Consider the following 12,306-nt stretch of genomic DNA (forward strand, 5'->3'; position numbering starts at 1 on the left):
ACGGTTGAACATCAGCACCAGCATGCGCCTGGGCGCCACGCCCTGCTCCAGCAGGCGCAGCACGCGCGCCGCCATGGTGGTGGTCTTGCCAGCGCCGGCGACCGCCGCGACCCGGGCGTGGCCGCCCGGGTGATCGACGACGGCGCGCTGCTCGTCGGTCAGCTTCACGGCGCCTCGCCGTCGAGCTCGCCGAGCACGAAGGTCTCGCCCGCGCTTTCCAGACACAGCTGCGTCGTCTCACCCACCTCGTTCAGCACGGCGTGATCGACCAGCCGGTAGTAGACGTTGCGGTGAAGCCTGGCACCGAGGCCGAAACGGATGGCGATTTCCGGCCTACGCTCGCCGTCGGGCGCTGCGCTGAGCGTCATCGGATGGCTGGAATCGAGGCGCAGGACGTCGTCGAACTGTGTGGTCAGCCACCAGGCACCATCACGACGATCGGCCTCGACGATGACGAACGGTAGATCCGCCACCGTCACGCGCCAGCGCTCGACCGGCGTGACCAGGCAGATCCCCTCGTCGAAGCGGCGCAGAAGGCGCGCCAGCTGATGCGGAATTTCCGGCCGCGCGAAGGGCTGCCCTTCGTGGCGCCAGGTACCGTCGGCCTGGATGAGAATGTCGATATCGCCGCAGAGTGCGGGATGCCAACGGTCCACCGGCGGGATCGTCGCCGCGCCGGGCGGGTGCTTGAGCAGTCGATCGATGTTCATGGCATCCTCGAGCGAGTCGAATCAATGAGTGCGGATCACACCAGTCCCGCCTGGGCGAGCGCCTGCTGCACGTGCTCTGGCGCGTCCGGTGCGGCAGCGCGAAAGAGACGGTAGAAGTTGGCGGTGGTCTGCATGGCGAGCTCGTCGACGCTGATGCCGCGTTCGGCGGCGATGCACTCGGCCACTTCCACCACCCAGGCGGGCTCGTTGGGCTTGCCGCGATGCGGCACCGGGGCGAGGTAGGGGCTGTCGGTCTCGATCAGCAGGCGATCGAGCGGCAGCACCCGGGCGAGCTCTCTGAGCGACGCGGCACTGGCGAACGTCACGATGCCGGAAAGCGACACGTAGAAGCCGAGCCGAATGGCCTCGCGGGCCATGTCGATATCCTCGGTGAAGCAGTGCAGCACGCCGGCCACGTCCGGATCGGTGTGCTCGCGCAAAAGCGCCAGCGTCTCCTCCCGGGCTTCCCGGGTATGCACCACCACGGGAAGACCGAGCTCGGTGGCGGCGATCAGATGACGCTTGAAGCGCTCGTGCTGCACCTCGACGCTCACTCGGTCGCGGTAGTGATAATCGAGTCCGGTCTCGCCGATGGCGACGGCCCCGTAGCGCTCGGCGGCCTCCTTGATCGCCTCGACGCTGGGCTCCTCTTCGACGCTCGCCAGCGGATGCAGGCCGGCGGAGATCGCCACGTCGGCGTGGCGACGCGACATCTCGGCCAGCCCCGGCAGGTCGTCGAGGGTGACGGCGATGGCCAGAAACTGGGTGACGTGCGCGGCACGTGCGGCGCTCAGGGCGGCGTCGAGGTCGCCGCCGTGGGTATCGTTGGACAAACGGTCCAGGTGACAGTGCGAATCGACAAACATGGGTGCCTCGGTAGATACGAAATGCGCGGCTAGAGGGTGAACGATGGCGGAGCGCTGTCGAGCTGTCCGGCCAGAAGCGTCTCGATCTTGTCGCGCACCGGGTAGTCCTGGTGGCTGAAATGCACGCCGATGCCCGGTACGCGGCGCCCGCCGATGCCGGTCGGTGATACCCAGACCACGTGACCGGTGATGCCGAGCCGCTCGCTCTCGCCGGGCAGCGCGATCAGCAGATTGACCACCTGCCCCAGGGTATAGAACCCTTCGGCGGGCACGAACAGCCCGCCGCGCTCGAGATAGGGCATGTAGGCCGAGAGCAGCGTGGGAATGTCCGGCACCGTGAGCGAGAGAGCTTTCTGGGCGTTCATGGTCACCTCGTCGTCAGGAGCGCAGCAGCGCCGACCAGCGCACCATCCACGCCTCGAGCACCAGCTGCGGGTTCGGGTTGGCCCCGGCGAAGAGCAGACGGCGCTGCTCGCGGGCGTAGTCGAGTAGCCGGAACCAGTCCTGGACCCGGCCGTTCTTCACCGCCTGACGGTAGAGCGGCTCGAGATCCGGGTTGTGAAGAGCCGTCGTCTGCCCGGTCAGCCCCAGGCGGATCAAATCCTCAAGCCAGGCGATACCGTACCACAGTATGGCATCGATCGCCTGGCGGTCGAGCCGGGCGGCCTCGGCGACCGGCTCGGCTCCGCGCACCAGCTGCTCGAAGCTGTCGTGGATCTGGTGGCGCAGGGCGCGCTCCTCGGGCGCGGCGAGTTCCACGGCGAGCAGCGGAAGTCCCCCGGATACCTGCCACCAGAACAGCGCCTCCTCACTTCCCAGGCGCTCGGTGAGCCACCCCTGGCACTGCTCGAAGGCCACGCTCGGCAGCGTCCACTGCTGGCAGCGCGAGCGTATGGTCGGCAGCACCCGGGAGGGAACGTCCGACAGCAGCACGAACAGGGTGCGCTCGCCGGGCTCCTCCAGGCTCTTGAGCAGGGCGTTGGCGGCGGCGACGTTCATCGCCTCCGCCGGGGCGATGACGATGACCCGGTAGCCGCCCTGCTGGGCGGTCTGGCTGACGAACCGATTGACCTCGCGGATCGGGTCGATGCGAATCTGGCGCTTGCCCTCCTCGAGGGCGACGCGCATCAGATCCGGGTGGTAGCCCGAAGCGAGCATGCTGCAGCTGTGGCAGTGACCGCAGGCCATCTCCCCCGGGTCCGCGCAGAGCGTACGCGCGACCAGCGCATCCGCGAGCTGCTGCTTGCCTACCCCGTGGGCCCCGCTGAGCAGCAGCGCGTGGGGCAGGCGCCCTTCGTCGGAAAGCCGCGTGAACTGCGCCCAGACGCTTTTGTGCCAGGGCAGAAGATCGCTCAGCGCCATGGCGTCACCCGTTCGACCAGGACGGCTTCGAGCGCGCGCTGCACCTGCTCGAGCGAGCCGGCGGCATCGATCACCGCAAAGCGGTGGGGCTCGGCGTGGGCGCGAGCCAGATAGGCATCGCGCACGGCGGTGAAGAACGTCGCCTGCTCGCGCTCGAAGCGATCGAGCGTAGTGTTTTCGCTGCGCAGCCGCCCGGCCAGGCGCCGGGCCGAGTCCTCTGGCGACATGTCCAGCAGCAGCGTCAGATCCGGCGCGAGCCCTTTCTGGACGAAGCGCTCGAGCACCTCGATCCGCGCCGGGTCGATACCGCGCCCGCCGCCCTGGTAGGCGAAGGTGGCATCGGTGAACCGGTCGCACACCACCCAGGTACCGCGGGCCAGCGCCGGCTCGATCTTTGCGGCCAGGTGCTGGGCACGGGCAGCGAACATCAAAAGAAGCTCGGCGTCGACGTCGAGCGGCTCGGCATGGTCGGTGGACAGCAGCAGCGCGCGAATCGACTCGGCCAGCGGCGTGCCGCCGGGCTCGCGGGTACGCACCACGTCGATACCGCGCGCTTCGAGCCAGCCGGCCACAAAGGCGACGTTGGTGGACTTGCCCACCCCCTCGCCCCCTTCCAGGGTAATAAAGCGACCGCGCTGGGTCATTGAAACCTCATTCATGAATCGAACGCCACCGGCAGGCCGGCGCCGCCCTTACTGGTTGCGTATGTAGCGATTGACGGCGTTGTTGTGCTCTCTGAGCGTGCGCGAGAAGTGGTGCGTACCGTCGCCCTTGGAGACGAAATAGAGGGTGTCGCCGGGCAGCGGATTCACCGCCGCCTCGAGCGACGCCCGGCCGGGCATGGCGATCGGTGTCGGCGGCATGCCGTCGATGACGTAGGTGTTGTAGGGGGTGGCCTCGCGCAGGTCCGCGTAGGTGATGCGCCCCGCATAACGCTCGCCCATGCCGTAGATGACGGTCGGGTCGGTCTGCAGGCGCATGCCCTGCTCCATGCGCCGCTTGAAGACGCCGGCGATTTCGCGCCGCTCCTGTGGCGCACCGGTCTCGCGCTCGATCAAGGAGGCCATGATCAACGCCTCGTAGGGCGTCTCGACGGTGAGATCGTCGTCACGACTCTCCCACACCTCGGCGAGCACCTGCTCCATGCGCGCAAGTGACTGGCGCAGGATATCGACATCGCTCATGCCCAGATGGTAGCGATAGGTATCCGGAAAGAACCAGCCTTCGGGGTAGACATCCTCGCGATCGAGCAGCGCCATGACCTCCTCGTCGCTCATGTCGGTGGTGACGTGCTCGAGCTTGTCGGCACCGTCGAGCCGAGCGCGCATCTGGCGAAAGGTCCAGCCCTCGGGAATGGTCAGCGGGTAGGTCACCACGTTGCTGCTGCCCAGCAGCGTCATGACGTCCATGGCGCTCATCTCCGGGGTAATCCGGTACTCGCCCACGCGCAGGCGAGGAATGCGCTCCGGGTCGATCCGCGCGAGCAGCCGGAACGCCCAGGCGTCCTCGACGACGCCCTGCTCCTCGAGCTCGCGAATCGCCTGGTTGAACCCCGCCCCTGGCGGTACGTAGTAGAGCGTGGGCTCGTCCACCCCAACGGGCGCGTCGAGCCGGCTCTGCCAGTAGACGTAACCACCCGCAACCGCCAGCGCGGCGAGCACCAGCAGAAGCAGGACCGCGCTCAGTAACCGTTTCACCATGTCACTCTGCCTCTTCTCGAAAGGAGCCAGGATACCCCAGCAGGCGATGGCCCTGGCGTTGAAGCGTATCGTGGTCCGCGTGCGCCCAGGTGGCCAAGGTTTCGCCCCGCGGATCGAGCAGGGTATGTACCGGCCATACGCCTTGAACGGAGTTGGCGACCCACAGTGCATCGACCTCGACCAGTGCCTCGAGCGAAAGCTCGGCTTCGGCCACGGCGCCTGCATCGAGCAGCGCCGCGCGCAGCGTGCCCGCCACCCCGCAGCGCGTGACGGGTGGCGTCCAGAGCCGCCCCTTCGCGCGCCAGAACACGTTCATGCTGGTGGCCTCGACGAGCAGACCGTCGGCGTCGGCGAGAAGCCCCTCGGCGATGCCGGGGTCACACCACTCCTGGCGTGCCAGCACGTTCTCGAGCCGGTTGAGATGCTTGATGCCGGCCAGCCGCGGCTGGTGGCCCAGGCGCAGATCGCAAACCCGCACGCAGACCCCTTCCTGCCAGCGCGCACGGCAGGGCTCGAAGGCACGCCTGCTTGCCAGCAGCCGAGGAGCCGGCGCATTCGGCACGCGGTAGCCCTGGCCGCCGCTGCCTCGCGTCACTATCAGCTTCAGCACCTCGAGCGCCGCTGCGCCGGGCCTGGCAAGCTCGGCGTCGAGCGCGGCAGTGTCCGGCATGGGGATCCCCAGGCGCCGACAGCCCTCGGCCAGCCGCGCCCGATGGTAGGACCACAGAAGCGGCTGGCCGGCGCGCATCAGCACCGTCTCGAAGAGTCCATCGCCGTAGGCGAGCCCGCGATCGTCAGCGGGCACCGAGGCGCCTGGCATGCCCTAGATCCGCGTGAACAGCAGCGAGCCGTTGGTGCCGCCGAAGCCAAAGGAGTTGGAAAGCGTGGTATCGATCCGCATCTCGCGCGCGGTATGCGGCACGTAGTCGAGGTTGCAGCCGGGCTGAGGGTTGTCCAGGTTGATGGTCGGCGGCGCCACCTGGTCGCGAATCGCCAGAATGCTGAAGACCGCCTCCACGGCGCCCGCCGCCCCCAGCAGGTGGCCGATCATCGACTTGGTGGAGCTGACCGCGACGTCTTTCGCGGCGTCGCCCATCACCCGCTCGACCGCCCGACTCTCGGCTAGATCCCCCGCCGCGGTGGAAGTACCGTGGGCGTTGATGTAGTGCACCTGGTCCGGATTGATGCCGGCATCCTTGATGGCGTTGCTCATGGCCAGGGCCGCACCGCGACCATCCTCGGGGGGGGCTGTCATGTGGTAGGCATCATCGCTCATGCCGAAGCCGGACAGCTCGGCGTAGATGGTCGCCCCACGCGCCTTGGCATGCTCGTACTCCTCGAGCACCAGTACGCCCGCGCCGTCGGACAGCACGAAGCCGTCGCGGTCGACATCCCACGGGCGGCTGGCGGCCTGCGGGTCGTCGTTGCGCGTGGAGAGCGCGCGAGCGGCGGAGAAGCCGCCGAGGCCCAGCGGCGTGGTGGCCATCTCGGCACCGCCACAGATCATCACGTCCGCATCGCCGTAGGCGATGGTGCGCGCGCTGTAGCCGATATTGTGGGTGCCGCTGGTGCAGGCGGTGGTGATGGCGATGTTCGGCCCCTTGAAGCCGTGCTGGATCGCCATGTTGCCGGAGATCATGTTGATGATCGATCCAGGCACGAAGAACGGCGATACGCGGCGCGCGCCACCCTTGTTGAGGGCATTGTGGTTCTGTTCGATCATCGGAAGACCGCCGATGCCCGAACCGATCGCCACCCCGATGCGCTCGGCGTTCTCTTCGGTGCACTCGATGCCCGCATCCTGGATGGCCTGGGCACCCGCCGCCATGCCGTACTGGATGAACAGGTCCATCTTGCGCGCATCCTTGGGATTGAGATACTGCCCGATATCGAAACCCTTGACCGACCCGCCGAAGCGGGTGTTGAAACCGCTGGCGTCGAAATGCTCGATCGGCGCGATACCACTCTTGCCCGCCACGATGCTGGCCCAGGACTGCTCGACGTCATTGCCCACCGGGGTCACTAGACCCAGTCCGGTTACCACTACTCTTCTACGCGCCATCAGCTCTTCTCCCGGCATCCTTGGTACGAGACCCTAAGGCCATTCTCTAAATGCCGCCTAGTATAACGGAGATCGAGGGACGAATTCACTGCGCGACCCATACAAAAAAGCCGCCCTGAACCAGGGCGGCTTTTTTTGCACCGAGCGCGATCAGGCGCCCGGCGTGATTCCGTCGACCAAGCCCTTACTGATGGGCGTTGACGTAGTCGATGGCTTCCTGAACCGTGGTGATCTTCTCGGCTTCCTCGTCGGGGATTTCGGTATCGAATTCCTCTTCGAGAGCCATGACCAGCTCGACGGTGTCAAGCGAGTCGGCACCCAGGTCTTCGGTGAAAGAAGAGCTATTCTGGATATCCTCTTCTTTGACGTTCAGGCGCTCAGCCACGACTTTCTTCACGCGCTCTTCAATGGTACTCATCAACGTACTCCAGTCATTCACATTAGCCGTTATTGATAACCAGCTATTTGGAAACCGCAAGCCAAAAGCTGCGGGGTAGTTTATAGACGCCCCAGGGTCGACGCAACCGCCAAACCCCGAGCCATCAACGCATATTCATGCCGCCGTTGACGTGCAGCGTTTCGCCGGTGATATAACCTGCGGCGTCGCTGGTCAGAAAGCCCACGGCAGCGGCGATCTCCTCGGGCCCGCCCAGGCGCGCCAACGGTATCTGCTTCAAGAGGGTCTCGTGCTGGGCCTCGGGCAGGGCCTCGGTCATGTCGGTGGCGATGAACCCGGGCGCCACGGCGTTAACCGTGATCGCTCGAGAAGCGACCTCGCGCGCCAGCGCCCGACTGAAGCCTTCCATGCCCGCCTTGGCGGCAGCATAGTTGGCCTGCCCCAGATTGCCCATCGTGGCCACGACCGAGCTGATCGACACGATACGCCCAAAGCGTGCCTTCGTCATGCCGCGAAGGCAAGCTTTACTTACACGATAGACGGATTTGAGATTGGTATCCATGACCGAATCCCACTCCTCCTCCTTCATGCGCATGAGCAGGTTGTCGCGGGTGATACCGGCGTTGTTGACCAGGATGGTCGGCGCGCCGAAACGCTCGGTGATCTCCTTGAGCACGGCGTCGATGCTGGCCTGATCGGTCACGTTCAGGCACAGACCCGCCCCCTCGATGCCCTGCTCCTTGAGATCGGCATCGATCTTCTGGGCGCCGGACTCGCTCGTCGCGGTCCCGATCACGATACGCCCCTGGCGGCCAAGCTCATGGGAAATGGCGCGACCGATGCCGCGGCTCGCGCCGGTGACCAGCGCGACTCTACGTTCTTGTGTCATAAGGCGTTGCCTTCAACCGTTGAATGATCTGCTCAGTGTAGTGCCTAGGCGTCGTCATCGACCAACGCTTCACGGGCAAGCTCGAGGGCGGCATCGAGGCTGTCCGGATCGTTGACCGCAAGGCCCTTGCTGCCGCGCACGATACGCTTGTTGAGGCCGGTCAGCACCTTGCCGGGACCGCACTCGATGAACACGCAAGCGCCCTGTTCGGCCATGCGCTCGACGCAGCTCGCCCAGCGCACCGGCTGGTAGAGCTGCTCGATCAGGCGCGTGCGCAGCGTATCGACATCGGCGTGGGCCTGGGCATCGACGTTCTGGATGACGGTGTAGCGAGGCATACGAAACTCGATGCCCTGCATGTACTCCTCGAGGCGCTCGGCGGCCGGGCGCATCAGCGCGCAGTGCGAGGGCACCGACACCGGCAGCGGCAGCGCACGCTTGGCGCCGGCCTCCTGACATGCCGCGATGGCACGCTCGACCGCCGCCTTGTTACCGGCGATGACCACCTGGCCTGGCGAATTGTAATTGACGGCCGAGACCACCTCGCCTTGGGCCGCCCTCTCGCAGGCGGCCTCCACTACGTCGTCCTCGAGCCCCAGGATCGCCGCCATGGCGCCCTCGCCCTCAGGCACCGCCTGCTGCATGGCTTCGCCGCGCAGCTGCACCAGGCGCACGCCCTCGGCGAACCCCATGACGCCGGCGCACACCATGGCGCTGTACTCGCCGAGGCTGTGGCCGGCCATCATCGCCGGACGCGGGCCTTCGAGCTCCTGCCAGACGCGCCAGATCGCCACGCTCGAGGTCAAAAGCGCCGGCTGGGTGCACGCCGTCTTGTTGAGCGCCTCTTCCGGACCGTCCTGAACGGTCTTCCACAGATCGAAGCCCAGGGCGTCCGATGCTTCCTCGAATGTCGTTCCCACCACGCTGTAGCGCTCGGCCAGTTCGCGCAGCATTCCCAGCTGCTGCGAACCCTGACCGGGAAACACGAGGGCAAGGGGTTGAGACATGTCGTTCACCTTTGCTCTAGTAGGCATTTGGTCGTCCGAGTATAGGCGGCACCGATGCCACGCAAGGTGCGCCATCGATCGTCCGCTGAAGATTCACCGTACTGCCGCCCGGGGTGTCGCCATCGTCAGGCCGCGCTCCTTGAGCAGGGCATCGACACGCGCGGGCAGGTCCTGCGACGCCTCACGCAGAGCGCGCTCGATGGCGTGATAGAAGCCATCGGCCTGAGTGCTGCCATGACTCTTCACGATGCTGCCCTTGAGCCCCAGAAGACTCGCCCCGTTATAGCGCACCGGGTTCAGCTCTTGCTTGAGCTCGTGCAATAAAGGTCTGGCCAGTAGGCTCGCCAAGCGTCCATGCCAACGCGACTCGAACGTCGCCTGCATGCGCTCGATCAGCATACGGGTCAATCCTTCACTCGCTTTCAGCGTGATGTTGCCCACGAAGCCATCGCAGACGACGACGTCGAGCCCACCCCGATAGATCTCACCACCCTCGACGTAGCCACGATAATCGATGCCGAATGCCTCGGCACGCGCGCCGAGCAGTCGATCCGCCTCGCGCACGCAGGCACCGCCTTTCATCGCCTCATGACCCACATTGAGAAGGCCGACCGCCGGGCGTTCGACGCCATCGATGCACTGCACCATCGCCGCCCCCATCAGGGCGAAATCGACCAGCCGTTCCGGAGGCGAATCGACGTTGGCGCCCAGATCCAGCAGGTAGCAGCGCTGGCCGCGACCGGCCGGCACCGAGGTGCTGATCGCCGGCCTCGAGAGGCCCTCGAGCATGCCCACTTCGCGGCGCGCCAAGGCCACCAGCGCGCCGGTATTGCCGGCGCTGACGCCGGCGGCGGCTTCGCCACTGGCCACGCAGCGCAGCATGGCGGCCATGCTGGTGTCGCCGCCGTGGCGCAGCGCCCAGGCGAGCGTGGAGTCCTGCTCGACGCTCTGCGACGCATCGCGAAGCTCCAGACGCGACGTTGCCGCAGCCAGAGGCCGCGGCAAACGCGCTAGCTCAGCAACCAGGTGCTGATACGGACCAAACAGGACAAGCTCGAGCTCGGGTCGTTCGACCACGGCTCTGGCGGAGCCTTCGACAATGGCGCGGGGACCTTGATCGCTCCCCATCACATCGATCGCTAGACGCACACGCCACTCGCTGCCTGGCCGTAGGTTGAAGGCGAGAGGTTTATACCTCGACGACCTTGCGACCGCGGTAGAAACCGTCCGGAGCGACGTGGTGACGCAGGTGCGTGGTGCCGGTTTCCTTGTCCTGGGACAGGGTCGGCGCGCTCAGCGCATCGTGGCTGCGACGCATGCCGCGCTTGGAACGAGTCTTGCGATTCTGTTGAACTGCCATGGGTAGTTACTCCAAGATAGAGTGAGTCAGTGATACTTATTCCTGGCCTTCCGATGACCCTTTGCCCTTCAGGGCACCGAGCACCGCGAAAGGGTTCGGTCGAGACGCATTCTCTTGCTCCGCGCCTTCGGTCCTGCTGACCAGCTGCTCTGCCGAAACAAAGCACTCGGCCTCATCGTGATAGACCACTTGCGGCAAGCTGAGGATGAGCTCATCCTCGATCACCGTCAGCAGATCCAGCTGTTCGTTTTCCACCAGCACCGGTTCGTGACTGGCGGGCAACTCGGACGCCAGCGCCTCGTCGGAGATCATTCCCAGAAGAAAGTCGCTGGAGACGTCCTGTTCGAGCGGCACCAGACAGCGACGACAGGCTAGTGAAAGCGTCGCGCGCAGATGTCCACGAATTTCACGACGACCCTGGGCATCGACACCGAACTCGAGCGTTGCGTAGCATTCGCCGGTCTGTTCGCCTGCCTCTTCGGTCAAGCGCGCCATCTTGCCAAGCGCCACCTGGCCTTCGAGTCGTTCGCGGCGGGTCGCGAGCTTGTAGGGCTCGACCCGACTGGGGAGTTGTGAGGTCAACATAGGCGCGCAATGATAGGCACTCCCCCCGCCGCTGTCAAAGCCGCATCGCCATTTATTCACGGTTTCACGAAAGAACTCTTCTCGCCTTTCGGCATAAAACTCGTTAAACCTGAAAGCAAACTCGTGAAAGAGTGCTCGACTCGCCTAGACAAGACTTCGCCGGCATTGGAACGAAAAAGCTAAAGCGCTGTTTCCAGGCCACTATTTCAAAGTAAAGTTCAAGATCTTGAACTAGTGTAATGAACAGGCCATGTCAGTGAGCCTGCTCTGAATAGAGCATGGAAAAAGCGCACCATACGCCAGATAAATTGCCGGGCGTGATACAACGATCCTTTTTTCAAAAAAGTTTAATTTTTCGAGACGCTCAACTCGCAAGGAGAATACCGTGCCCGAGACTACCAACGCCCCCCTGGTGCTCGCCTCGAGCTCCCGCTTTCGCAAGGCGCTGCTGGATCGACTGGAGCTTCCCTACCAGTGCCGCTCGCCGGACATCGACGAAACCCCGCATCCCGACGAGACGCCCGAGGCACTGGTGCGCCGTCTGGCGCTGGGCAAGGCCAGCGCCGTGGCCCAAGCGTTTCCGGCTCACCTGATCATCGGCTCGGACCAGATCGCCCTGTTCGATGGCGAGATTCTCGGCAAGCCAGACACCGTCGAGCGCGCCTGCGCCAACCTGGCGCGCTTTTCCGGGCACCGGGTGACCTTCCTGACCGGCCTTGCACTGCTCGATACGCGAAGCGGCCAGCACCAGATCCATGTCGAGCCCTTCCACGTGCGCTTCAGGACTCTCGATCGCGCCGAGATCGAGCGCTACGTGGCGCGCGAGAAGCCGCTCGACAGCGCCGGCAGCTTTCGCATGGAGGGCCTCGGGGTCACGCTTTTCGAGGCCCTCGAAGGGCGCGACCCCAACGCGCTGATCGGCCTGCCCCTGATCGCGCTGTGCGACATGCTGCGCCAGGCGGGGATGGACCCGCTCGGCGAGCGCCAGGGCTAGCGCGCCTCGAAGCGCAGCGGCGAGTGGCTGACCTCGATGCCGAGAAGTGCCGCCGCCGCACCGGTGAAGCGCCGCGTCAGACGATCGAAGGGATCGAGACTCGGCGTGTAATCCTCCCAGACGGCCTCCCCCACGCGGGCACGGGCCAGCTGTTCGAGGCTGCCGAGCTCGTCGATCAGGCCAAGCTCGATCGCCTGTTCGCCGCTCCAGACCAGCCCCGTGAAGAGCGTCTCGTCATCCGCCAGGCGATCGCCGCGGCCGGCCTGCACATCCTCGATGAACTGGCGATGCGTCTGGGCAAGCACCGTCTGCCAGAACGCCGCGCTGCTCTCGTCAAGCGGCTGGAAGGGGTCCAGGAAGGCCTTGTTCTCGCC

Annotated in this window: 17 protein-coding genes; 1 reads left to right on the forward strand and 16 read right to left on the reverse strand. The window is 65.6% G+C overall.

The window, feature by feature from the left end:
* From BIS11_RS02850 to BIS11_RS02920, 15 genes are all read right to left on the reverse strand, one after another.
* On the reverse strand, window positions 1–168 hold a 168-nt coding region (locus tag BIS11_RS02850; RefSeq protein WP_253585720.1), incomplete at its 3' end, for a UvrD-helicase domain-containing protein.
* Complete coding sequence (locus tag BIS11_RS02855; RefSeq protein WP_253418196.1) at window positions 165–710, reverse strand: DUF1285 domain-containing protein; 546 nt, start codon at window positions 708–710, stop codon at window positions 165–167. The genes BIS11_RS02855 and BIS11_RS02850, both read right to left, overlap by 4 nt.
* 35 nt (window positions 711–745) lie before the next feature.
* Complete coding sequence (locus BIS11_RS02860; RefSeq protein ID WP_253418194.1) at window positions 746–1,576, reverse strand: TatD family hydrolase; 831 nt, start codon at window positions 1,574–1,576, stop codon at window positions 746–748.
* Between the two features lie 29 nt (window positions 1,577–1,605).
* Window positions 1,606–1,941, reverse strand: coding sequence for a PilZ domain-containing protein (locus tag BIS11_RS02865; RefSeq protein ID WP_227390438.1), 336 nt, complete (start codon window positions 1,939–1,941; stop codon window positions 1,606–1,608).
* Between the two features lie 13 nt (window positions 1,942–1,954).
* On the reverse strand, window positions 1,955–2,938 hold the full coding sequence (locus tag BIS11_RS02870; RefSeq protein ID WP_253418192.1) for a DNA polymerase III subunit delta': 984 nt from the start codon (window positions 2,936–2,938) through the stop codon (window positions 1,955–1,957).
* A complete protein-coding gene (tmk, locus tag BIS11_RS02875) occupies window positions 2,929–3,582 on the reverse strand; it encodes a dTMP kinase (protein WP_253418190.1) in 654 nt (217 codons plus the stop codon). Before tmk ends, BIS11_RS02870 begins: the two co-directional genes overlap by 10 nt.
* Before the next feature lie 48 nt (window positions 3,583–3,630).
* On the reverse strand, window positions 3,631–4,638 hold the full coding sequence (gene mltG, locus BIS11_RS02880) for an endolytic transglycosylase MltG (RefSeq protein WP_253585717.1): 1,008 nt from the start codon (window positions 4,636–4,638) through the stop codon (window positions 3,631–3,633).
* 1 nt (window position 4,639) lies between these two features.
* On the reverse strand, window positions 4,640–5,458 hold the full coding sequence (gene pabC / locus BIS11_RS02885; RefSeq protein ID WP_253425632.1) for an aminodeoxychorismate lyase: 819 nt from the start codon (window positions 5,456–5,458) through the stop codon (window positions 4,640–4,642).
* Window positions 5,459–5,461: 3 nt separating this feature from the next.
* The gene (gene fabF / locus BIS11_RS02890; RefSeq protein WP_253425630.1) at window positions 5,462–6,700 is read right to left on the reverse strand and encodes a beta-ketoacyl-ACP synthase II; all 1,239 of its coding nucleotides are present in this window, start codon (window positions 6,698–6,700) and stop codon (window positions 5,462–5,464) included.
* Between the two features lie 184 nt (window positions 6,701–6,884).
* On the reverse strand, window positions 6,885–7,118 hold the full coding sequence (gene acpP / locus BIS11_RS02895; RefSeq protein WP_008956801.1) for an acyl carrier protein: 234 nt from the start codon (window positions 7,116–7,118) through the stop codon (window positions 6,885–6,887).
* Window positions 7,119–7,242: 124 nt separating this feature from the next.
* A complete protein-coding gene (gene fabG, locus BIS11_RS02900; RefSeq protein WP_253425628.1) occupies window positions 7,243–7,986 on the reverse strand; it encodes a 3-oxoacyl-ACP reductase FabG in 744 nt (247 codons plus the stop codon).
* A gap of 44 nt (window positions 7,987–8,030) precedes the next feature.
* Window positions 8,031–8,993, reverse strand: a complete 963-nt coding sequence (gene fabD, locus BIS11_RS02905; protein WP_253425626.1) for an ACP S-malonyltransferase — start codon at window positions 8,991–8,993, stop codon at window positions 8,031–8,033.
* A gap of 93 nt (window positions 8,994–9,086) precedes the next feature.
* Complete coding sequence (gene plsX, locus BIS11_RS02910) at window positions 9,087–10,142, reverse strand: phosphate acyltransferase PlsX (RefSeq protein WP_253425624.1); 1,056 nt, start codon at window positions 10,140–10,142, stop codon at window positions 9,087–9,089.
* A 40-nt stretch (window positions 10,143–10,182) separates the two neighbouring features.
* The gene (gene rpmF, locus BIS11_RS02915; RefSeq protein ID WP_227390429.1) at window positions 10,183–10,353 is read right to left on the reverse strand and encodes a 50S ribosomal protein L32; all 171 of its coding nucleotides are present in this window, start codon (window positions 10,351–10,353) and stop codon (window positions 10,183–10,185) included.
* Window positions 10,354–10,389: 36 nt separating this feature from the next.
* Complete coding sequence (locus BIS11_RS02920) at window positions 10,390–10,938, reverse strand: YceD family protein (RefSeq protein ID WP_253585718.1); 549 nt, start codon at window positions 10,936–10,938, stop codon at window positions 10,390–10,392.
* A gap of 385 nt (window positions 10,939–11,323) precedes the next feature.
* Here BIS11_RS02920 and BIS11_RS02925 point away from each other — a divergent pair, with 385 nt between their 5' ends.
* The gene (locus BIS11_RS02925; RefSeq protein ID WP_253426841.1) at window positions 11,324–11,932 is read left to right on the forward strand and encodes a Maf family protein; all 609 of its coding nucleotides are present in this window, start codon (window positions 11,324–11,326) and stop codon (window positions 11,930–11,932) included.
* Here the strand turns inward: BIS11_RS02925 and BIS11_RS02930 are convergent.
* Window positions 11,929–12,306: S49 family peptidase (locus BIS11_RS02930; RefSeq protein WP_253585719.1), on the reverse strand; the 378-nt coding region annotated here is incomplete at its 5' end. The two genes, BIS11_RS02925 and BIS11_RS02930, sit on opposite strands and share 4 nt — an antisense overlap.

Source organism: Halomonas sp. 707D4 (assembly GCF_024158685.1).
Classification (GTDB): domain Bacteria; phylum Pseudomonadota; class Gammaproteobacteria; order Pseudomonadales; family Halomonadaceae; genus Vreelandella.